Below are 19873 nucleotides of genomic sequence, written 5' to 3'. Positions count from 1 at the left end.
CCCGTTGAGTGGAAGCGCGCGCCGAACCGGCCCCGGAGGGCCCCGCCGGCACGCGCGTCCCGCTGATCGGGATACGCCGGGTGACCTTGCCCCGACCGGATCTACGTTCCGGTCAAGCCACCGTCGAAGGACTGGGAGATCATGCCTGCCGAGCTGACCTACGAGTCGACGCTGCGGGAGCTCGCCACCGACCAGGGCGTCCTGCGCTACCACGAGGCCGGCGAGGGCCCGCCCCTGCTGCTGCTGCACGGGTCCGGCCCCGGGGTCACCGGCTGGCGCAACTACCGCGGCAACCTCGCCCGGTTCGCCGAGCACTTCCGGTGCCTGGTCCTGGAGTTCCCCGGGTTCGGGGTCAGCGACCCGACCGACGAGCACCCGATGATGGCCGCCGGCGGCGCCGTCATCCGGTTCCTGGACGGCCTGAACCTGGGCCAGGTCGACGTGATCGGCAACTCGATGGGCGGCATCGTCGCCACCCAGGTGGCGCTGAAGCACCCCGACCGCATCGGCCGCCTGGTCACGATCGGCGGCATCGGCCGGAACGTGTTCAGCCCGGCGCCCGGCGAGGGCATCAAGCTGCTGGCGGAGTTCACCGACGATCCGACCCGCGAGGGCCTCGTCCGGTGGCTGAACTCCATGGTCTACAACCCGAAGGTCGTGACGGAGGAGCTGATCGAGGAGCGCTGGCAGCAGGCCACCGACCCCGACACGCTCGCCGCCGCCCGCCGGATGTACGGGTCGAAGGCGATGGCGGCCCGCGCGAAGGCGATGGCCGCGTCCGACGAGCCGCCCTACTGGGCGATGCTCCACAAGCTCAAGGCCAAGACCCTCATCACGTGGGGACGGGACGACCGCGTCAGCCCCGTCGACATGGCCCTCATCCCGATGCGGACGATCCCGGACGTCCAGGTGAACATCTTCCCGAACTGCGGGCACTGGGTGATGATCGAGCAGAAGGCCGCCTGGGAGAGCGCCGTCCTCGCCTTCCTCACCACCAAGGAGCAGGGATGAGCGCCGCCGCCCAGGAGTGGGACCACGAGTACGACCTCGTCATCGTCGGCAGCGGCGGCGGCGGGATGACGGCCGGGCTGACCGCGCACGACGCCGGCCTGTCCGCGCTGATCGTGGAGAAGGGCAAGAAGTTCGGCGGATCCACCGCGCTGTCCGGCGGCGGCATCTGGATCCCGAACAACCCGACGCTGAAGGCCCGCGGCCACGACGACAGCCGCGAGTCCATCCGCCGCTACCTCGACCTGCTCACCGAGGGGCGCGTCCCCGCCGCGCGGCTCGACGCCTACGTCGACAACGGCCCCGCCGCGATGGAGCTCATCGGCCGGAGCAAGTGGGTGAAGTTCTTCTGGACGAAGGGCTACGCCGACTACCACCCCGAGCTGGAGGGCGGCCGGCCGCTCGGCCGCTCCATCGAGGCCGTGCCGTTCGACACCCGCAAGCTCGGCGAGGACGAGCAGTACCAGCGGCCGAACAACATGAAGGGCCCGCTCGGCCTGTGGATCACCGCGAAGGACTACCACGACCTCGCGATGGCCAAGCGCACCTGGGCGGGCCGGCGCGCGTCGCTGGTCGCGGCGTGGCGGGTGTCGTCCAACATGGTCCGCCGCCGGCACATGTCGACCGGCGGCCGGGCGCTCGTCGCCCGGCTGCGGATGGCGCTGAAGGACGCCGGGGTCCCGCTGTGGCTGAAGACCGCCATGACCGAGCTGGTCACCGACGAGGACGGCCGCGTCATCGGCATCGTCGCGGCCCAGCGCGACGGCGGCACGATGCGGATCCGCGCCCGCAAGGGCGTCCTGCTCGCGACGGGCGGTTTCGACCACAACCAGGACATGCGCGACAAGTACCTGCCCACGGGAGGGCAGGAGGACTTCGCGATGGGCGCCCGCGAGAACACCGGCGACGGCATCCGCGCCGGTGAGGCGCTCGGCGCCGGCCTGGACTTCATGGACGACGCATGGTGGATGCCCGCCGTCCGGCACCCGGCGGGCGCGGTGATCCCGCTGGTGTCCGAGCGCGCCATCCCGCGGCAGGTCATCGTGTCGCAGGACGGGAAGCGGTTCACCAACGAGGCCGCGCCCTACGTCAACTTCGTCCACGACCAGCTGGAGGGCGGGCACGTCCCGGCCTGGTTCGTGATGGACGCGAAGTCCCGCGCCCGCTACCCGTTCGCGCAGATCCTGCCGGGCGCGCCGATCCCGAAGGCGTTCTACGACAAGGGCATCGCGTTCAAGGCCGACTCGCTGGCGGAGCTCGCCGGGAAGATCGGCGTCCCGGCGGACGCGCTGGCCGAGACCGTCGAGACGTTCAACGGGTACGCCCGCGCGGGCAAGGACCCCGAGTTCGGCCGCGGCGACTCCGCCTACGACCGCTACTACGGCGACCCGAACCTGAAGAACCCGAACCTCGACCCGCTGGAGACTGCGCCCTACTACGCGTTCCGGCTGGAGGTCGGCGACCTCGGCACCAAGGGCGGCCTCGTGTCCGACGAGCACGCCCGCGTCCTGCGCGAGGACGGCACGGTCATCGAGGGCCTGTACGTGACGGGCAACTCCTCGGCGTCGGTGATGGGCAACGAGTACGCCGGCCCCGGCGCGACGATCGGCCCGTCCATCGTGTTCGGCTACATCGCCGCGCGGCACGCGGCAGGAAAGGCCCCGGAACGGTCATGACGGCTCTGAAGGCGCGGGTGGTGGAGGTCGTCCAGGAGACGGCCGACGCGCACACGCTCGTCCTCGAACCCGCCGAGGGCGACCGGGACCGGTTCGGCTACCGCCCCGGGCAGTTCCTCACCGTCCGCGTCCCGGCCGGGGACGGCTGGGCGGCGCGCTGCTACTCGCTGTGCAGCTCGCCGCTCACCGACGACCGGCTGAAGGTCACGGTCAAGCGGGTCGCGGGCGGTCTCGGGTCCAACTGGATCTGCGACAACATCACGTCCGGCGACGTGCTGGAGGTGCTGCGCCCGGCGGGCACGTTCACGCCCGCGTCGCTGGACGACGACCTGCTGCTCGTCGCGGGCGGCAGCGGCATCACCCCGGTGATGTCGATCCTGAAGTCGTGCCTGGCGGGCGGGAGCGGCAGGGTCGCGCTGCTCTACGCCAACCGGGACGAGAAATCGGTGATCTTCGCCGACGAGCTGCGGGCGCTGACCGAGGCGCACCCCGACCGGCTCACGGTCGTCCACGTCCTGGAGTCGGTGCAGGGCCTGCCGACCCCGGCGACGCTCCGCTCGCTGGCCGGGCCGTACACCGGGCGGCAGGCGTTCGTGTGCGGGCCGGAGGTCTTCATGGACCTCGTCACCGACACCTTCACCGGCCTCGGCATGCGCGTCCACGTCGAGCGCTTCTTCTCGCTGGAGGGCGACCCGTTCGAGGAGCCCGAGGCCGCCGAGGACACCGGCGACGCGGGCGAGGTCGAGGTCGAGATGGACGGCGAGACGCGGACCGTCCCCTGGCCGAAGTCCGACCGGCTCCTCGACGCGCTGCTGCGCGCCGGCGTCGACGCCCCGTTCTCCTGCCGGGAGGGCAACTGCTCGGCCTGCGCCTGCATCCGGCTGGAGGGCGAGGTCACCCTGGACGCCAACACGGTCCTCGACGAGCAGGATCTCGCCGACGGCCTCATCCTCGCCTGTCAGGCGAGGCCGGTCACCGACCGGCTGAAGATCACCTACGACGGCTGAAACACATCACGGGAGACAGGCGATGGCGAACCGCGTGCTTGACACGATCATGGAGAGGGCGGAGCAGATCCGCGAGCTGGGGCCCGCCAACGAGGCGCTCGGCCGGCTGGACGACAAGGCCGCGTCGATCCTGCGGGAGTCCGGCGCGATCCGGCTGCTCCAGCCGAAGGAGTACGGCGGCCTGGAGGTCCACCCCCGCGAGTTCGCCGAGACGGTGATGGGCGTCGCCTCCCTGGACGGCTCCACCGGCTGGATCGCCGGCATCGTCGGCGTCCACCCGTGGGAGATGGCCTACGCCGACCCGAAGGTGCGCCAGGAGATCTGGGGCGAGGACCCCGACACGTGGATCGCGTCCCCCTACGCGCCGATGGGCATCGCCCGCCCGGTCGACGGCGGCTACATCTTCAACGGCCGCTGGCAGTTCTCCTCCGGCACCGACCACTGCGACTGGATCTTCCTCGGCGCGATGCTGGGCGACGACGAGGGCAAGATGGCGATGCCGCCGCAGTCGCTGCACATGATCCTGCCCCGCTCCGACTACGAGATCGTCGAGGACTCGTGGGACGTCGCCGGGCTCAAGGGCACCGGCAGCAAGGACATCATCGTCAAGGACGCCTTCGTTCCGACGTACCGGACGCTGGAGTACTCCAAGGTCGTCGACGGCTCCGCGCCCCGCGAGGCCGGGCTGACCAACCCGTCCTACCTGATGCCGTTCTCCTGCGTGTTCCCGCTCGGCATCACCTCCGCGGTGATCGGCATCGCCGAGGGCGCCCTGCACCACCACCTCGCCTACCAGCGCAACCGCGTCCAGATCACCGGCACCAAGATCAAGGACGACCCGTACGTGCTGTACGCGATCAGCGAGGCGGCCGAGGAGATCAAGGCGTCCCGGACGGCGCTGCTCGACAACTGCTCGCGCATGTACGACATGGTCGCGTCCGGGCACGTCCCGACGTTCGCCGAGCGCGCCGCCGGCCGCCGCACCCAGGTGCGCGCCGCGTGGCGGGCCTGCCAGGCGATGAACGAGATCGTCGTCCGGTCGGGCGGCAACGCGATGCGCAACGACAACCCGATCCAGCGCTTCTGGCGGGACGCGCACGTCGGCCTGGCCCACGCGATCCACGTCCCAGGCTCCGTCTACCACGTGAGCGCCCTGACAGACCTCGACATCGAACCCCCCCAGGGCCCGATGCGCTCCATGATCTAACCCCCCCATTCCCGTTGACCTGCGGCGTGTTGTTGTTATGAGCGCCTCCATAACAACAACACGCCGCAGATCAACGGAGTAGGGACCGGTCGGCGACTAGTTTGGGCGTCCAGATCACGCGGCCTAGGAACGCTTCCGCCTCTGGGTGGGTGACCAGCCAGACTACGGCTGCTCCCGGGGCCTCCTCGGGGGTCGGCTCGAAGCCCTTCTCCTTCAGGGAGTCCAGGCCGCCGCGCGCGGCGCCCGCGTCGGTGATCACGAAGCCGGGGTCGAGGTTGAACGCGCGGATCCCGTTCTCGCGGTATTCGGCGTTGACCGCGCCGGCGAGCCGTCCGAAGGCCGCCTTGGACGCCGAGTAGGCCACGCCCCAGCCGCCCTCGCCGGGAGGTCCGGGCGGGTCGCTGGTGGCCGACCCCGAGCACAGGTTCACGATCGTCCCGCCGCCCTGCTCCAGCATCGCGGGGAGGACGGCCTGGAGTAGGACGATCTGGTTGAGGTAGTTGCCGGCGGCCAACTGCTCGGCGACGTCCACGTCCAGGTCGAGGAACCGCTCGTGGGTGCCCGCGATGTGCGCGACCGCGTTGTTGACCAGGACGTCCACGCGTCCCCAGGCGTCCAGGACGGTCTGCGCGGCGGCCCGCACGCTCGCCCGGTCGAGCAGGTCCATCTGGACGGGCAGGGCCCGCACGCCCAGCGCCTCGATCTCCGCCGTCGTCCGCGCCAGGCTGCCGGGGACGGGGATCGCCGCCGCCGTGCCGTGCCGCGGCGGGATCCGGCCCTCGCCCTCCGCGACGGTCCGCGCGGTGAACGCGACGTCGTGCCCGGCGGCGGCCAGCGCTAGCGCCGTCCGCCGGCCGATTCCCCGGCTCGCCCCGGTCACGAGCGCGACCGGTCTCGTTGCTGTCATCCCACGATCCTCGCCGGTCGTCCGCCCGGGACCGCCGCGCGACTCTCACTGAGCGGGAAGGTCCGGGCAGCGCACCACGGGGTTTGGCAGGTTGAGCATGGACCGCGCGCGGACCGCGCGTGGGCCGCCGACGCGCGGGCCGCGACACCGAAGGGATCGAGGACAGTGACGCAGATCCGAGGGCTGGGTTATCTGAAGGTCCAGACCCGCCACATCGACCGCTGGCGCGAGTTCGCCCTCGAAGGGCTCGGGTTCGCGGAGGGCAGCGGCCCGGACCCCGACGGCCTCTACCTGCGCATGGACGAGCGCCGCTCCCGCCTGCAGGTGCTGCCGGGCGACAGCGACCGGGTGCTCGCCGTCGGCTGGGAGGTCCGCGACCAGTTCGCGCTGGCCGCCGTCCGCGAGGCCGTGGAGAAGTCCGGGACGGCCGTCACGGTGCTGTCCGCCAAGGAGGCCGCGGAGCGCGACGCCGAAGAGGTCATCGCGTTCACCGACCCCGGCGGCACCCCCGTCGAGGTGTTCTTCGGCCCGGTGCTCGACCACAGCCCGGTGCGCACGGGCTTCGCGCAGAAGTTCGTCACCGGCGCGATGGGCATGGGCCACGTCGTCCTGCCGACGCCGAACTTCGCCGCGAACGTCACGTTCTACAACGAGGTCCTCGGGTTCCTGCCGCGCGGCGCGATGAAGGTCGGCGGCGGCGCCGTCCGGATCCGCTTCATGGGCGTCAACCAGCGGCACCACAGCCTCGCGGTCTGCCCGGCCCCGCACGACGGCGACCCGGGCCTCGTCCACCTGATGGTCGAGGTCGACTCCCTCGACGCGGTCGGCATCGCGCTCGACAGCGTCAAGGAGAAGGGCTTCTCGATCTCGTCCACGCTCGGGCGGCACACCAACGACAAGATGGTGTCGTTCTACGTCCGCGCCCCCGGCGGCTGGGACGTCGAGTACGGCTGCGAGGGCATGCTCGTCGACGAGACGTACTACACCGCCGAAGAGATCACCAAGGACAGCTACTGGGGCCACGACTGGTCGGGCTCCGAGCCGCTGGCCGCCTTCACCCCGCAGAAGAAGGGCTGACGCCGGTGGCCAGGCCTTCGGTGGAACCGGTCGCCGCCGCGGACGCGGAGTTCGACCACGAGTGCGATGTGCTGGTCGTCGGCTACGGAGCCGCCGGTGCCGCCGCGGCGTACGAGGCCGCGGCGGCGGGCGCGGACGTGCTCGTCCTGGAGCGGTCGAGCGGCCCCGGCGGGACGTCCGCGCAGTCGGGCGGCGAGCTGTACCTCGGCGGCGGCACGCAGGTGCAGAAGGCGTGCGGTTTCGAGGACACGCCGGACGACATGTTCGCGTTCCTCAAGGCGGCCCTCGGCCCGCACGCCAACGAGGAGAAGCTGCGGCTGTACTGCGACGAGAGCGTGGAGCACTTCGAGTGGTTCCGCGCGCGCGGCGTGCCGTTCAAGGAGACCCTGTTCGACGCGCCGGGCTGGATGCCGTACACCGAGGACGGCCTGATGTGGCTCGGCGAGAACGCCTGGCCGTACAACACGATCGCCAGGCCGGCGCCGCGCGGGCACCGCCCGGAGACGCCGATGTTCGCCGGCGGGATCCTGATGGAGAAGCTGATCGCGGCCGCCGCCGAGGCGGGCGCCGTCGCCCACCAGGACACCTACGCCACGAACCTCGTCGTGGACGGCGGCGGCCGGGTCGTCGGCGTCGTCGCGCGCAAGTTCGCCGACACGGTGACGTACCGGGCGCGGCGGGGCGTCGTCCTGACGTCCGGCGGGTTCGTCGACAACGAGGAGATGCTCGCCGACCACGCCCCGGTGCTGCTCGGGCACGACAAGGTCAGCGACGGGACGAGCGACGGTTCCGGCATCCGGATGGCGACCGCGGCCGGCGCCGCGACCCGCCGCATGGCGACGGTGGAGATCGCGCTCACCGCCAACCCCGCCGTCATCTGCCGGGGCATGCTCGTGGACGGCCTCGGCCGCCGCTTCATCAACGAGGACGTCTACCCGGGGCTGTTCAGCCACCAGGCCGTCCAGCACCAGCCCGGCCCCTACTGGGCGATCATCGACGAGGCCGGGCACGACGACATCGCCGAGGCCGACATGTGGGGCGTCCGGCCGACGCACGCGGCGGAGACGCTCGCGGAGCTGGAGGAGTCCCTGGGGTTGCCGCCCGGTTCGCTGGAGGCGACCGTCGAGACCTACAACCGGTACGCGGAGAAGGGCGAAGACCCCTACTTCCACAAGGACGCCAAGTGGCTGCGTCCGCTGAGGGGCCCGTTCGCGGCGATCGACCCGCGCGACGGGTTCTTCGGAGCGGGCAAGCACGGCGCCGGGACGGGCGCCGGCGGGTTCACCCTCGGCGGCCTGGACACGACCGTGGACGGCGAGGTCCGCAACAACTCCGGCGAGCCGATCCCCGGCCTGTACGCGGCGGGGCGGACGGCGTCCGGCATCCACGGCGAGGGCTACATCAGCGGGACGTCCCTCGGCGACGGCACGTTCTTCGGCCGCCGCGCCGGCCGGGCCGCCGCCGCCGCATCGTCGAGCTGATTCGAACTGAGAGGCATGTGCATGAAGTACGCCGTCCTGCTCCCCGTGGCGGCGGGCGTGACGGCCGATCCCGCGTGGATCGGCCCCTACGTCCGGCACGCCGAGGCCTGCGGCTTCGAGTCGGTCGGCGCGGTCGAGCACGCGGTGGTGGCCAGCTCCTACTCCAGCGTCTACCCGTACGACGCGTCGGGGCGCATGGAACTGGCCGATGACCTGGACATTCCGGATCCGCTGGATCTGCTGGCCTTCTTGGCCGGGCAGACGTCGCGGATCGGGCTCGCCACCGGTGTGCTCGTCCTGCCGAACCACCACCCCGTGGTGCTGGCGAAGCGGCTCGCGACGATCGACGCCCTGTCGGGCGGACGGTTGCGGCTGGTCGTCGGGATGGGCTGGATGCGCGAGGAGATCGAGGCGTGCGGCGCCGACTTCGACTCGCGGGGGCGGCGCGGCAACGAGCAGCTGGAGGTGCTCCGGAAGCTGTGGGCCGACACGGCGCCCTCGGGGGCTTCGCATGACGGGGAGTTCTTCCGGTTCAAGGGGGCTATGAGCTACCCGAAGCCGGTTCAGCCCGGTGGGGTGCCCATCCATGTGGGCGGGCACACGAAGGCCGCCGCGCGGCGCGCCGGGCGGTACGGGGACGGGTTGCAGCCGCTCGGCGTGGCGGGGGACGAGCTCCGTTCGCTGGTCGCGCTGATGCGGGAGGAGGCCGAGAGGAACGGCCGCGACCCGGACGCGCTGGAGCTGACCCTCGGCCATTCGCTGTCCGTGGTGACGCCGGAGAAGGCGGAGAGGCTGGGCGCGCTGGGAGCCGGTCGGCTCGTCCTGCGCGGCGCGCCGACCAAGGACCTGAACGAGGCGATGGACGAGCTGTCGGCGTGCGCCGAGCGCCTGGGCCTGGCATGACGCTGGGAGTCGTCGACCAGATCGCCCTCGGCGACCTGGTCGCCCGGTACGCGCTGCACGCCGACCGCCGCGAGATCGACGCGATGGGGGAGCTGTTCACCGAGGACGCCGTGCTCGTCCTGCCGGACGCCCCCGGCGACCTCGACCCGGTGCGCACGTTCACCGGACGCGAGGAGATCACCGCGACGCTGTCGGTGCTGAACGGCATCCCCGTAACGTTCCACGCCCTTGCCGGGCAGGTGTTCGACGTCGGCTCCGAACCCGGGACGGCCGCCGGCGAGATCGCCTGCGTCGCCCACCACCTGGCCAGGCGGGAGGACGGCACGGTCTCCGACCTCGTCTGGCACTGCCGCTACACCGACACCTACCGCCTGGACGGCCAGACCTGGCGGATCGCCCGGCGCGAGCAGCGCATCGACTCGATCGAGACCCGTCCGGTGCGGAGGTGGCGCGGTGAGTAGGCGTGTAAGTGTCGTCACGGGCGGCGCGCTCGGCATCGGCGGGGCGATCTCGCGTCGCCTTGCCGCCGGGGGCGACCTGGTGGTCCTGAACGACATCGACGCGGACGCCGCCGGCCGGGCTCAGGCCGACATTGAGGCGGCCGGCGGCCGGTGCGTCACCGTCCTCGGCGACATCGTCGAGGACGAGACGGTCGAGCGGGTCGCGGCGGCGGTTTCCGGCCGGGTGGATGTGCTGGTCAACAACGTGGGCGACTTTCGTCCTGCCGCCTCGTCCTTTCAGGACAGCACGCCTGAGCAATGGCAGCGGCTCTATGAGCTGAACCTGCTGCACGTGTTCAAGCTGACCCACGCGCTGCTGCCGACCATGATCGAGCAGGGGTCGGGGAGCATCGTCAACAACTCCACGGTCGAGGCGTTCCGGGGGATTCCGCAGCATCCGGTGTACTCGGCGTTCAACGCGGGCGTCTCGGCGTTCACGCGGAGCCTCGCAGTCGCGGTCGGACGGCACGGGGTGCGCGTGAACGCGATCGCGCCTGATCTCGCCAATACGGAACAGACCCCGGTCGAGTGGATGCGGCGCGGCTATGACGAGGGCCTGGAGCACACCTGGGTGCCGCTGGCCCGCTTCGGCGAGCCGGACGACTATGCCGCCGTGGTCGCGTTCCTCGCCTCAGATGACGCCCGCTTCGTCACCGGCCACACGATCCCGGTGGACGGAGGGACCCTTGCCGCGTCCGGCTGGTTCGCCCGCGCCGACGACCAGGGCTGGACGAACCGCCCCCACCGCGCCTAGGGAGTGCCGATGCCCGCGCTGCAGGACGACCGCCCGGACCACGAGATCACGTTCGCCGAACTGGTCGCGGCCCGGGCGGACGATGATCGCCCGGCTCTGACCTTCGAGGACGCGTCCTGGACGTGGCGCGAGGTCATCGAGGAGGCCCGTCGCCGCGCGACTCTGGCTCGTTCGGCGGGCGGACATGTCGGGCTCTTCCTGGAGAACGGCCCGGAGCATTTGTTCTGGCTTCTGGGGTCGGCGCTGGCGGGCGTCCCGGTCGTCGAACTGAACCCGACGCGGCGGGGCGCTGAACTGGCGCGCGACATCTCCCACACCGACTGCGCGCTGCTGGTCACGGAGACGTCCAGGGAATCGCTGCTGGAGGGCTTGGCGGATGTTCCGGCACTGACGATCGGCACGGCCGCCTACTCCGACCGCCTGGCGACGACCTCTCTGGCGGACGTCCGACCCGTGTCCCCGAAGACGATCTTCTCCCTGGTCTTCACGTCGGGGACGACATCGGCTCCCAAGGCGGTGATCTGCTCCCAGGGCCGCCTCGGCCGGATCGCCGTCCAGCAGCGCGACCGCAGGGGATTGACCGGCGACGACGTGTTCTACGTGGTCATGCCGATGTTCCACTCGAACGCGCTGATGGCGGGCATCGCCCCGGCGGTGGCAACGGGCGGCCGCATCGCCCTGCGGCGCAAGTTCTCGGCTTCGGGCTTCCTGCCGGACGTCCGCCGCTTTGGCGTCACGTTCTTCAACTACGTCGGCAAGCCGCTGAACTACATCCTGGCCACCCCGGAGAAGCCGGACGACGCCGACAACACTCTCCGCATCGCCTTCGGCAACGAGGCGAACGAACGCGACATCGCAGAGTTCGCGCGCCGCTTCGGCTGCACGGTCATCGACTCGTACGGCTCCAGCGAGGGCGAGATCCGCTTGAACCGCGTCCCGGGCACACCGCCGGGCTCCCTGGGCGTAGCCGAGCCGGGCACCCTGGTCATCGACCCGGACACCCTGCACGAATGCCCGCCCGCCAAGTTCGACGCGCACGGCACGCTCCTCAACGCAGAAGAAGCGATCGGCGAGATCGTCGACACCAACGGGGCGGGCAAGTTCGAGGGCTACTACAACAACCCTGAGGCGACGGCGAAACGCGTCCGCAACGGCTGGACGTGGTCGGGCGACCTCGCCTACCGAGACGCCGAGGGCTACTGGTACTTCGCCGGCCGCAACGACGACTGGCTGCGCGTGGACGGCGAGAACTTCGCCGCAGCCCCGGTCGAACGCCTGCTGTCCCGCTACGACCACTTCACAGAAGTAGCGGTCTACGCCGTCCCGGACGACCACGTAGGCGACCAGGTCATGGCAGCCGTAGCCCTCGCCGAGGGGCACCCCTTCGACCCGGAGTCCTTCACGGCCTTCCTGAAAGCACAGCCCGACCTGGGCACCAAGTGGACGCCCCGCTACATCCGCATAGTGGACGCCCTACCGCGCACCCCGACCAACAAGGTCATCAAGCGCCCACTACGCGAAACGGCCCACAACACCACCGACCCGATCTACGAGCACCGCAACGGCACCTACACACTCCGAACCATCTGACGCCCCGTCCCTGCGGCATCTCCGCGAGCGCCCGCCACGCCCGCGCCTCGCCGGGCAACCCACGCATGGCGCAGCCACGGCACGTCCATCACCGGACGACCTCGAACCAGACCGTGTGGCGTCCGTTCTCCCCGCGTAGGGCACCCCAGCGATCGGCCAGTTCACTCACCATGAGGAGCCCGCGCCCGCCCTCGTCCCACGCCGACACCTTCACCGGGATCATCGGGCACCCCTCCGCGCCGCCATCGTCCTGGATCTCCACCCGCAGCCGCCCGGCCGACACGAGCACGGTCACCCACAGCCCGCCTCCGGGCCGGCCGCTCGCGCTGTGCCGGACGGCGTTGGTCGCGATCTCGCAGACGAGCAGGTCCACGTCACCCAGATCGAACCCGTCGGCGCATCGGGTCACCGTCCGCAGCACCCGGGCCCGAACCTCCCGGACGTCCAGGACACCGTCCGAGCACACCCGCTCCGCGTGCTTCTCGTCCCAGACGATCACCGAGCGACCCCCGCGATGTGCTCGGCCGGGGTCCGGTGCACGGCGTCCCACAGATAGGACCACCCGCCACGGTCTCGAACGACGAGCACCGCCAGCGACCACCGCCGCGACACGACCGGCACCGGCATCACGTTCCCTTCGTTTTCTTGCTGATTCCCTGCGGCCGACCGGCGTCCTGTGGAACGCTCTGCAAAGGATGCATCACACAGAGTACGTATGCAAGGGTTGCATTAACATTGCTTGCATTCGTGATCGTTCGGGAGGCGCCGAGGGGGACGGGACCGGCCGGCATCCGCAGCCGTCACACGGAAAGGAGCCGCAGTGGGAGCGCCAACGGTGCGTCTTCGTCGCCTCGCGGCGGAGCTTCGCCAGCTGCGCAAGCTCGCTGAACTCACCCGCGAGCAGGTCAACGAGCAGACCGGCATCAACGTGGCCACGCTCTACCGCATCGAGACCGCTCGCGTCCGTCCCCAGGCGCGCACCCTGACCAGCCTCCTGGACGTATATCGGGTGGCCGAGCCGAAGCGCTCCGAGCTGAGGACGTTACTCAAGCAGTCGGCGACCCGCGGCTGGCTGCACACCTTCCCCTCGGACCTCCCAGAGCGCTACGCCTCCTACATCGAGTTCGAGTCCGAGGCGCGCGAAGTGCTGAACTACGAGTGCCTGTTCATCCCCGGCCTCCTCCAAACCGAGCGCTACGCGAGAGCCGCCATCAGCGGCGGTGATCCCGGGCTGGCTCGTGAAGAGGTCGAGAACCGAGTCGAGGCTCGAATGAGGCGGCAAGCAGCCCTGACAAAGGCTGAGCCGCTGAGACTGTGGGCGATCATGGACGAGGCCGCCGTCCGCCGTGTGGTGGGCGGCCACGAGGTCATGCGGGAGCAACTGGACCACCTGCTGCGCATCGCTGAACTCCCGACCGTGCAGGTGCAGATGGTCCCGTTCGATGCAGGAGCTCATCCTGGCATGACCGGTTCTTTCGTCGTTATGACCTTTGGTGAGGCGGCTGGACCCGACATCGTGTACGTCGACAGTCAGGCGGGGGACCTCTTCTTGGAAGAGGAGGCCGACATCGCTCGGTATAACCTGGTATTTACACATCTTCGCGCTGGAGCGCTCAGCCCGAGCGCATCTGCTTCGTTGATCGCCGCGGTGGCGGAAGATCTGCGTCCAGGTTAGGGGAGCATGATGACCACCCCGCACGATGTATCCGATGCCCAGTGGCGAAAGAGCAGCCGGAGCAGCTCCAACGGCCAGTGCGTCGAGGTCGCCGCCCTCCCGGCGGGCATCGGAGTGCGGGACAGCAAGGCCCCGGACGCCGGACACCTCACGCTCACCCCCGAAGCCTGGGACGCCTTCATGACTCGGGCGAGGTTCGGACACTACGACCGGGGCGCCGCCGACAGCACCTGACCTCGCCGCACCGCGTTCGCCAGTCCTGTCAGCGCCCGTTCGACGTTTCCGTTGCGGCCTCGAACGCCGTCTCGCGACCACGCTGACGTGACCTGCGGTGGACGGCGAGGTCGCGGGCCAAGTGCGCGCGGCGCAGGCCGCGCGAGCGCAGGTAGCGGACGTCCTCGCCCGTGTCGTACATGAGCTGGACGTGGAAGTAGTGCTTCGGCCTTGATGCCGTGCTGTCAGCGTCCAATGCTCATCGTCTGACCTTCTTTGTCCCTAACGTTGGCTCATGCGCAAGATGTCGTCGCGGGTCGAACTGCGCCCGCTCACACGCTCTGACCAGGACGAGTTCTGCTCGCTCGTGCGGGCCAGCACCGAACTGCACCGGCCGTGGATGCGACTGCCCGCGACGGCTGAGGAGTTCCAGGCCTGGATGCGCCGCTTCGACGACGGCGCCAACCAGGGCTTTCTGGTCCGTCTCCGGGAGACCGGCGCAGCCGCCGGCATGGTCAACATCAACTCGATCATCCGGGGCCGCTACCAGGGGGCGTCCCTCGGCTATGCGGCGTTCGCCCCGTCCGCCGGCCAGGGCTACATGACCGAAGGGCTCACTGCCGCCCTGCGGCACGCCTTCACCGAACTGCGGCTACACCGACTGGAGGCCAACATCCAGCCGGCGAACAAGGCCTCCTTGGCGTTGGTCCAGCGGCTCGGCTTCCGCTACGAAGGGCTTTCGCCCGCCTACCTCTATATCGATGGAAGCTGGCAAGACCACCAACGCTGGGCCATCACAGCCCCGGAACCGTGGACACCCGATCCGACCCTCCCCGAGGTCTGAGCCGCGAGGCGTGGCGGTCAGTAGTCCGGGGCGTGAAGAAGGGAGCGCGATGCGAGACGCGGCGAACGCGCCCAGCACCGGCGGCTATGACGCTGAACTGCGGCGGTACAACGAGGTGCTGCGCCGAGCGGTCGCCGTCCAGCCGCACCACCACATCCTCGACATCGGCTGCGGAGCCGGACAGACGACCCGCGACGCCGCGCGAGCGGCCCGTGAGGGAAGCGTGTTGGGGGTGGACGTCTCGGCGCCCGCGATCGACCGCGCCCGCGAACTGGCCCGCGCGGACGGCCTCGACAACGTCACCTTCAGGTTGGCCGACGCACAGGTTCACCGCTTCCCGCCAGAGCGCTTCGACCTGGCAATGAGCAGGTTCGGCACGATGTTCTTCGCCGACCCTGCGGCCGCCTTCGCCAACATCAACCGAGCACTGCGCCCGGGCGGTCGCCTGGTGATGCTGGTCTGGCAAGCCCCAGAGCACAACGAGTGGGACGTCGTCATCCGCCGAGCCTTGGCAGAACCGGAAGAACCACTGGCACCCGATCGTGCGGGACCGGATGCGTTCTCGCTCTCCGATCCGTCGACCGTCCGCGAGGTCTTGAGATCCGCCGGCTTCACGGACATCGCCATCACCGACGTCCGCGAACCGGTCTACTACGGCCCGAATGTGGACGCCGCGCTCGAATGGATCCGAGGCTTCACCTGCACCAACGAGGCCCTGAAACGTCTAGACCCCGCCGCCGCGACCCGCGCGACCGAACGACTGCGCGACATGCTCGCCACGCACCTGACCGACGACGGCATCTGCTTCGACTCCCGCGCCTGGACAGTAACCGCCCACCACCCCTGAACGGATCAAACCGTGTTTAGTCAGGTGCAACTCTCGCGAGATCTCCTATTAGCCCCTGGCTTATTCGACTGTTTTATGCGCCTCATCGGCGCCTAACGCGGGTCAGCCATCGGGGCACATCTTCGTGACCGTGTTGATCACCTCGCGAAGCCAGCTCGGGGGGTCGGCCGCAGCGTCGCGTGCGGCCTGGCGGTAGGTGTTCTCGTTCTTGCCGTCCACGCCGTGCCCCTCGCTCACGAGGTTCTTTCGAGCGACATCCCACTCGGGCCACTCCGTCGCGAGTGAGGTCTCTAGGGTGTCGTGGACGACCGCGTATGAGGCATGTGCCTTCGTCGGTGGGTGGTCCTCGGGCTGCCCGCCTAGGTAGGCGAGCAGGGCGCGGTTCTTGTCTTTCATCTCCTGGGCGAGCTTGTCCAGGTCTTCTTCGCTGCGGCCCTTCTTACGGGCGGCGCGCTCTCGGCATCCCGCGTCGCCGTCGAAGACGGGATAGCAGGGGATGCCCAGCTCGGTGAGGATCGCGTGCGCGAGCGCGATGCCGTCCTTGCCCCCGACATCGGCGACCACGATCCCGTGCCTGTTGAGCGGGTCCCGCCTCAGACCGCACCCTTCAAGGACGCCCTTTTCCGTGGAGCCCTCGACGAGGATCACCGCGTGGGCGAACAGCGCCTCTGGAAGGTTGTGGAGGCACATGCTCGCGAGCCGCCGGTTGATCTTTCCCTTGTCGAGCAGTGCGCCGAGCCGGTTTGCGACGGCGTCGAGGGTGGTTGAATGGATCCGGGCCGACGGCGCGCCCGCCGTGAACTCCCGCGAGAAGCGCCGTACCTCGCTGAAGCTTTCGGCATCGAGGAAGTAGGGGCTGTGCGTCCCGTATGCGATCTGCACTCCGTGCCCGGCCTCCATTGCCAGGGCACGGAGGACGGCCGCAAACGCCCGGGCCTGTACCGGGTGCTGAAAGAGCTCCGGCTCCTCGACCGCCAGGAAGATGGTGCGATCGTCCGCGTTGACCTCGCTTTGTGCCAGCACCCGCAGCGCCGTGACGAGCAGCGCACGCTGGAAACCGTGGCCCTGCTGGTCGATGCGCGTGTGAGCCTTCCCGTCCTCGATCGAGACCTGGAACTGAGCCTGCGGCAGGAGTAGCTCGGGGACGAGCGAGGTGACCTGCACGCGCCGTCCCATGGTCAACTGCTCGATCTCGCCGGTCAGTCGTGCGGACAGTTTTTCGAGCTGGGTCCCGAAATGCTTGCTCTGGATGGTCTCCCGATTGGCATTCACCAGATCCTGCAGGGCGGCCATCTCCGTCTCCGCTTCGCTGCGGTCGATGGCCTGATTCAGAATCCGTCCGATGATGGAGCCCTTGGCATCCCGGCTTTCCTCGCTGGCGCGCAGATCGGCGCTGACGAACACATAGTCGAACAGGCCGGTCATCCTGGCCTGACCCGCGAAACCGAAGAAGTGGGTGTCGGCCACGAGTTCCGTGCCCGTCAGCGCGTCAGGGTGTTCACGCTCCCAGGCGGTGAGCGCCGCATTGAGCTGCTCGGCGTTCCGGACTGCCGGCAAGTCCAGGTCGGGCCGCTTAGTCTGCAGCGCTTGGTACCTCTTGCGTCGCTCGGTGGCGGTGCCGCCGCGCCTGATCTCCTCGAAGGGAGGGTAGGTCAGTGCTCGGCCTGACAGCTTGTCAGTGCCGTCCTCCCACCGGCGCCACAGCCACACGGTGGGCGTGCCGTCGGCCGCGTACTTGCCGAGCATGTTCCGGTCCACGTCGGTGAGGTCGCCGAACTCGACCCCGACACTGATGCGCTTATGCTCAGCGCCGGCCCAGACGTCCTTCTCCGTGAGCCCCCGGCCCCCTGGGGCACCGTTGAAGAACCAGTCCAGGGCCCGGAGCACGGCCGACTTTCCGACGCCGTTGGGCCCGATGAAGCTCGTGATGTCGTCGAACCGGATGTCCACGTCCGGCAGGCACCGAAAGTTCTGAACCTTCACTCGTCGTATCCGCACCCATGTACCTCACCGCTCACACGCGTTGCTGCGCAACCGATTTTGAAAACTGGCACATGCAGGCCAATGGTGGACGATTGCACTCACACCCGCTATGTCTGTCGATGTAGTCGGCGTCAGGATCGCTCGTTGCGGTGCGCTCCACTTGGAGGGCGGCGCCGGCGGATACGGTCGTCGGGATGAGGGTGCTGTGGACGATGTTCCGTGAGCACAAGGGCGCACAAGAGTTGCAGGAGGCGTGCGACATCTGCGTCGCGGCGGCGCAAGGGGGCGATAGGGAACGTCCGCATACCCAGTTCACGGACGAGCCGGAAAGTGGCATCACCGGCGACAGAACATCCCTCCGGGAGGAGTGGATGGGGAACCCCGTGGGTCGTCACCGGATGCCGGCCTGAGCTTTGGTGGAGCGGGGTGGCTGAAGTTCTGCCGGGGTGTGTCGTGGTCGGGGGTGTGGCGATCGTCTTGTTGGTGAGGATGGTTGTCGGTCGTGGAGGAGGGTGAGGGTGCCATGACGGACGCGGACGGGAAGCTGGGCGCCTTCCGGGCGCTCGTTGATCGGGTGCTGCGTGGGGACGGTAGGGCTTCTGCGGAGCTGCGGGGGCATGCCTTTCGGAATGAGGGGCTTTCGCCGCCGTTGGACGTGCTGGTCGGCAAGGTCGTCGACCGGCCCTCGGAGGTGAGCGAGGCGGATCTGGCGCTGGTGGCGGCGGCCGGGTACAGCGAGGACCAGGTCTTCGAGTTGGTGGTGTGCGCCGCGGTGGGGCAGTCCGACCGGTTGTACGCGGCCGGGCTGGCCGCCCTGGCCGAGGCGACCGCGGGGGAGGGGCCGGAGCATGCGTCTTGACATCCTCAATCGCGGTTACAGCCCGAAGACCAAGGTGGTGTTCGGGGTCGTCCGGCTGTTCTCCGGGCGTCCGCTGCCGGACGCCGCCAAGCTGGTCTTCTACCGGCCCGACTTCTACGGTGACCGGGCCAAGGAGTTCACCCATGAGGCGATGCGCGGGCCGTCCGACTGGTCGGTGGGCGACCGGGAGTTGATGGCCGCCTACGTGTCCGAGGTGAACGGCACCGCGTTCTGCGTTGGCGCGCACAGCGCGTGCGCGCGGCTGGCGTATCAGGACGAGTCGCGCGTTGCGGCGGTGCTGGCCGACCTGGAGTCGGCGCCTATCGAGGAGTCGCTGCGGGCTACGTTGCGGATGCTCGGCACGCTGACCCGGGACGGGGCAGTCGGCGCTGATGATGTGCGGGACGTGCTGGCCGCCGGGGTCTCGCCGAAGCAGGTGCGGGACGCGCTGGCGGTCTGCGCCGCCTTCACCATCACCGACCGGCTCGCCGACGCCTTCGGTTTCGAAGTGCTCGACCGGGACGGCTTCGATGCCGGGGCCAAGTACCTGCTCAAGCGCGGTTACCGGTAGTCGGTGACCGGCTCAGAAGCGGGGTAGGCCCGCGTCGGGTTTCCGGCCCGCCTGGGCCTGGCGGATCCGGTCGACGAACATCTTCGCGGTCTGCGGGAGCGTCACCTCGTAGTCGCCGCGTTCCACGAGGACGGTCGCGACCACCGTGCCGACCTTCGCCGTGAGGTAGGCGCCGGTCAGGCCGCCGGCGTTGCGCCGGTAGGCGAGGCTCTCATCGCCGAGCTTCGGCATCTCGATCGGCGCGTACTCCGAGTACCTTGCCTTCTGCTCCTGGAAATGCTCGCCGGCGTCGGCCGCGTTGCCGAAGGTCGTCATCGAAAGGACACGATGGTGCCGGAATTCAGACGCTACTTGATGTGCCCGAACCATTTTCCCTTGCACTGCTGCTCGCTGGGGCAGTTGAGGTGGCCTTCGCGCTGTTCACGCCCCTGGTCACCGGCTCCCACGCGCCCATCGCGTGCGGGTCCGGGAGCGCGGGCTTGACCTGGGACTCGGTCAGCCCCGCCGCGGCCGGTGAAGCCGGTGCCGCGCTCGGCGAGGCGGCCTCCGCCTTCCCGCCGGACTCCGTTCCGCACCCCGCGGCCAGGACGGCCGCGAGCACCAGTGACATGCCCGCTCTGCGCACTCGCCATCTCCTCACCAAGATCGACGAAGGATAGTTAGCGTCGTCCCCGAGCGCATGGAGAAGGGGGCCGGGGGCCGCGCGGGAGACATTCGCCCGCCCTTATGGAAAAGTTCGATCCTGATCACCGGTCGGTGCGGGAGGACGTG

General features: G+C 69.7%; 23 protein-coding genes. 18 read left to right on the top strand and 5 right to left on the bottom strand.

What is annotated here, in order from left to right; all coding sequences use genetic code 11:
- Positions 1-141 precede the first annotated feature (141 nt).
- From ABFX46_RS01320 to ABFX46_RS01305, 4 genes are read left to right on the top strand one after another with little or no spacing between them, the layout of a single operon-like run.
- The gene (locus tag ABFX46_RS01320; protein WP_346039481.1) at positions 142-1011 is read left to right on the top strand and encodes an alpha/beta fold hydrolase; all 870 of its coding nucleotides are present in this window, start codon (positions 142-144) and stop codon (positions 1009-1011) included.
- Positions 1008-2684, top strand: a complete 1677-nt coding sequence (locus tag ABFX46_RS01315; protein ID WP_346039480.1) for an FAD-binding protein — start codon at positions 1008-1010, stop codon at positions 2682-2684. Before ABFX46_RS01320 ends, ABFX46_RS01315 begins: the two co-directional genes overlap by 4 nt.
- A complete protein-coding gene (locus ABFX46_RS01310; RefSeq protein WP_346039479.1) occupies positions 2681-3691 on the top strand; it encodes a 2Fe-2S iron-sulfur cluster-binding protein in 1011 nt (336 codons plus the stop codon). The genes ABFX46_RS01315 and ABFX46_RS01310 overlap by 4 nt, the downstream gene beginning before the upstream one ends.
- A 22-nt stretch (positions 3692-3713) precedes the next feature.
- Positions 3714-4898, top strand: a complete 1185-nt coding sequence (locus ABFX46_RS01305) for an acyl-CoA dehydrogenase family protein (RefSeq protein ID WP_346039478.1) — start codon at positions 3714-3716, stop codon at positions 4896-4898.
- Between the two features lie 70 nt (positions 4899-4968).
- On the opposite strand, the gene ABFX46_RS01300 is transcribed toward ABFX46_RS01305, so the two are convergent.
- Complete coding sequence (locus ABFX46_RS01300) at positions 4969-5805, bottom strand: SDR family NAD(P)-dependent oxidoreductase (RefSeq protein ID WP_346039477.1); 837 nt, start codon at positions 5803-5805, stop codon at positions 4969-4971.
- Between the two features lie 165 nt (positions 5806-5970).
- Here ABFX46_RS01300 and ABFX46_RS01295 point away from each other — a divergent pair, with 165 nt between their 5' ends.
- Genes ABFX46_RS01295 through ABFX46_RS01270 form a run of 6 tightly spaced genes read left to right on the top strand, consistent with a single transcriptional unit; the run spans position 5971 to position 12110 of the window.
- Positions 5971-6882: a VOC family protein gene (locus tag ABFX46_RS01295; protein WP_346039476.1), complete on the top strand. Its 912-nt coding sequence runs from the start codon at positions 5971-5973 to the stop codon at positions 6880-6882.
- A gap of 5 nt (positions 6883-6887) precedes the next feature.
- On the top strand, positions 6888-8363 hold the full coding sequence (locus ABFX46_RS01290; RefSeq protein WP_346039475.1) for an FAD-dependent oxidoreductase: 1476 nt from the start codon (positions 6888-6890) through the stop codon (positions 8361-8363).
- A 21-nt stretch (positions 8364-8384) separates the two neighbouring features.
- A complete protein-coding gene (locus ABFX46_RS01285; RefSeq protein ID WP_346039474.1) occupies positions 8385-9266 on the top strand; it encodes an LLM class F420-dependent oxidoreductase in 882 nt (293 codons plus the stop codon).
- Positions 9263-9727 (top strand): nuclear transport factor 2 family protein, encoded by a 465-nt coding sequence (locus ABFX46_RS01280; RefSeq protein ID WP_346039473.1) that lies wholly within the window; start codon positions 9263-9265, stop codon positions 9725-9727. Before ABFX46_RS01285 ends, ABFX46_RS01280 begins: the two co-directional genes overlap by 4 nt.
- Positions 9720-10520 (top strand): SDR family NAD(P)-dependent oxidoreductase, encoded by an 801-nt coding sequence (locus ABFX46_RS01275; protein WP_346039472.1) that lies wholly within the window; start codon positions 9720-9722, stop codon positions 10518-10520. The genes ABFX46_RS01280 and ABFX46_RS01275 overlap by 8 nt, the downstream gene beginning before the upstream one ends.
- A 9-nt stretch (positions 10521-10529) precedes the next feature.
- Positions 10530-12110 carry an AMP-binding protein gene (locus ABFX46_RS01270; protein WP_346039471.1) on the top strand — a complete coding sequence of 527 codons (1581 nt, stop codon included), beginning with the start codon at positions 10530-10532 and terminating at the stop codon, positions 12108-12110.
- Between the two features lie 88 nt (positions 12111-12198).
- Here the strand turns inward: ABFX46_RS01270 and ABFX46_RS01265 are convergent, their stop codons facing one another.
- Positions 12199-12609 carry an ATP-binding protein gene (locus ABFX46_RS01265; RefSeq protein WP_346039470.1) on the bottom strand — a complete coding sequence of 137 codons (411 nt, stop codon included), beginning with the start codon at positions 12607-12609 and terminating at the stop codon, positions 12199-12201.
- 321 nt (positions 12610-12930) lie between these two features.
- Between ABFX46_RS01265 and ABFX46_RS01260 the strand changes: the two genes are divergently transcribed.
- Positions 12931-13785, top strand: coding sequence for a helix-turn-helix domain-containing protein (locus ABFX46_RS01260; RefSeq protein WP_346039469.1), 855 nt, complete (start codon positions 12931-12933; stop codon positions 13783-13785).
- 6 nt (positions 13786-13791) lie between these two features.
- Positions 13792-14019, top strand: a complete 228-nt coding sequence (locus ABFX46_RS01255; RefSeq protein ID WP_346039468.1) for a DUF397 domain-containing protein — start codon at positions 13792-13794, stop codon at positions 14017-14019.
- Between the two features lie 28 nt (positions 14020-14047).
- On the opposite strand, the gene ABFX46_RS01250 is transcribed toward ABFX46_RS01255, so the two are convergent.
- Complete coding sequence (locus ABFX46_RS01250) at positions 14048-14254, bottom strand: hypothetical protein (protein WP_346039467.1); 207 nt, start codon at positions 14252-14254, stop codon at positions 14048-14050.
- Between the two features lie 39 nt (positions 14255-14293).
- Here ABFX46_RS01250 and ABFX46_RS01245 point away from each other — a divergent pair, with 39 nt between their 5' ends.
- Both ABFX46_RS01245 and ABFX46_RS01240 read left to right on the top strand, forming a co-directional pair.
- A complete protein-coding gene (locus ABFX46_RS01245) occupies positions 14294-14842 on the top strand; it encodes a GNAT family N-acetyltransferase (protein WP_346039466.1) in 549 nt (182 codons plus the stop codon).
- Positions 14843-14891: 49 nt separating this feature from the next.
- Positions 14892-15689 carry a class I SAM-dependent methyltransferase gene (locus ABFX46_RS01240; RefSeq protein ID WP_346039465.1) on the top strand — a complete coding sequence of 266 codons (798 nt, stop codon included), beginning with the start codon at positions 14892-14894 and terminating at the stop codon, positions 15687-15689.
- 102 nt (positions 15690-15791) lie between these two features.
- Here ABFX46_RS01240 and ABFX46_RS01235 read toward each other — a convergent pair whose 3' ends face one another.
- On the bottom strand, positions 15792-17672 hold the full coding sequence (locus ABFX46_RS01235) for an ATP-dependent nuclease (RefSeq protein ID WP_346039464.1): 1881 nt from the start codon (positions 17670-17672) through the stop codon (positions 15792-15794).
- 194 nt (positions 17673-17866) lie between these two features.
- Here ABFX46_RS01235 and ABFX46_RS01230 point away from each other — a divergent pair, with 194 nt between their 5' ends.
- From ABFX46_RS01230 to ABFX46_RS01220, 3 genes are all read left to right on the top strand, one after another.
- A complete protein-coding gene (locus ABFX46_RS01230) occupies positions 17867-18082 on the top strand; it encodes a hypothetical protein (protein ID WP_346039463.1) in 216 nt (71 codons plus the stop codon).
- Positions 18083-18321: 239 nt separating this feature from the next.
- A complete protein-coding gene (locus ABFX46_RS01225; RefSeq protein WP_346039462.1) occupies positions 18322-18531 on the top strand; it encodes a hypothetical protein in 210 nt (69 codons plus the stop codon).
- Positions 18521-19102, top strand: a complete 582-nt coding sequence (locus ABFX46_RS01220; RefSeq protein ID WP_346039461.1) for a carboxymuconolactone decarboxylase family protein — start codon at positions 18521-18523, stop codon at positions 19100-19102. The genes ABFX46_RS01225 and ABFX46_RS01220 overlap by 11 nt, the downstream gene beginning before the upstream one ends.
- 12 nt (positions 19103-19114) lie before the next feature.
- Here the strand turns inward: ABFX46_RS01220 and ABFX46_RS01215 are convergent, their stop codons facing one another.
- The gene (locus ABFX46_RS01215; RefSeq protein ID WP_346039460.1) at positions 19115-19417 is read right to left on the bottom strand and encodes a hypothetical protein; all 303 of its coding nucleotides are present in this window, start codon (positions 19415-19417) and stop codon (positions 19115-19117) included.
- A gap of 89 nt (positions 19418-19506) precedes the next feature.
- Here ABFX46_RS01215 and ABFX46_RS01210 point away from each other — a divergent pair, with 89 nt between their 5' ends.
- Entirely contained in the window at positions 19507-19761 is a 255-nt protein-coding gene (locus ABFX46_RS01210) for a hypothetical protein (RefSeq protein ID WP_346039459.1), read from the top strand.
- The last annotated feature ends 112 nt before the right edge of the window (positions 19762-19873 follow it).

Source organism: Actinomadura chokoriensis (assembly GCF_039529475.1).
GTDB classification, from domain to species: Bacteria; Actinomycetota; Actinomycetes; order Streptosporangiales; family Streptosporangiaceae; genus Spirillospora; species Spirillospora bangladeshensis.
The sequence above is the reverse complement of the archived record's forward strand: the minus strand, read 5'-3'. Positions and strand labels throughout refer to the sequence as shown.

Excerpts from the sequence above, each read along its gene's own strand:
- ABFX46_RS01320 (WP_346039481.1), top strand. The coding sequence starts at position 142 with ATGCCTGCCGAGCTGACCTACGAGTCGACGCTGCGGGAGCTCGCCACC.
- ABFX46_RS01315 (WP_346039480.1), top strand. The coding sequence starts at position 1,008 with ATGAGCGCCGCCGCCCAGGAGTGGGACCACGAGTACGACCTCGTCATC.
- ABFX46_RS01310 (WP_346039479.1), top strand. The coding sequence starts at position 2,681 with ATGACGGCTCTGAAGGCGCGGGTGGTGGAGGTCGTCCAGGAGACGGCC.
- ABFX46_RS01305 (WP_346039478.1), top strand. The coding sequence starts at position 3,714 with ATGGCGAACCGCGTGCTTGACACGATCATGGAGAGGGCGGAGCAGATC.
- ABFX46_RS01300 (WP_346039477.1), bottom strand. The coding sequence starts at position 5,805 with ATGACAGCAACGAGACCGGTCGCGCTCGTGACCGGGGCGAGCCGGGGA.
- ABFX46_RS01285 (WP_346039474.1), top strand. The coding sequence starts at position 8,385 with ATGAAGTACGCCGTCCTGCTCCCCGTGGCGGCGGGCGTGACGGCCGAT.
- ABFX46_RS01280 (WP_346039473.1), top strand. The coding sequence starts at position 9,263 with ATGACGCTGGGAGTCGTCGACCAGATCGCCCTCGGCGACCTGGTCGCC.
- ABFX46_RS01270 (WP_346039471.1), top strand. The coding sequence starts at position 10,530 with ATGCCCGCGCTGCAGGACGACCGCCCGGACCACGAGATCACGTTCGCC.
- ABFX46_RS01255 (WP_346039468.1), top strand. The coding sequence starts at position 13,792 with ATGATGACCACCCCGCACGATGTATCCGATGCCCAGTGGCGAAAGAGC.
- ABFX46_RS01245 (WP_346039466.1), top strand. The coding sequence starts at position 14,294 with ATGCGCAAGATGTCGTCGCGGGTCGAACTGCGCCCGCTCACACGCTCT.
- ABFX46_RS01240 (WP_346039465.1), top strand. The coding sequence starts at position 14,892 with ATGCGAGACGCGGCGAACGCGCCCAGCACCGGCGGCTATGACGCTGAA.
- ABFX46_RS01230 (WP_346039463.1), top strand. The coding sequence starts at position 17,867 with ATGAGGGTGCTGTGGACGATGTTCCGTGAGCACAAGGGCGCACAAGAG.
- ABFX46_RS01220 (WP_346039461.1), top strand. The coding sequence starts at position 18,521 with ATGCGTCTTGACATCCTCAATCGCGGTTACAGCCCGAAGACCAAGGTG.
- ABFX46_RS01215 (WP_346039460.1), bottom strand. The coding sequence starts at position 19,417 with ATGACGACCTTCGGCAACGCGGCCGACGCCGGCGAGCATTTCCAGGAG.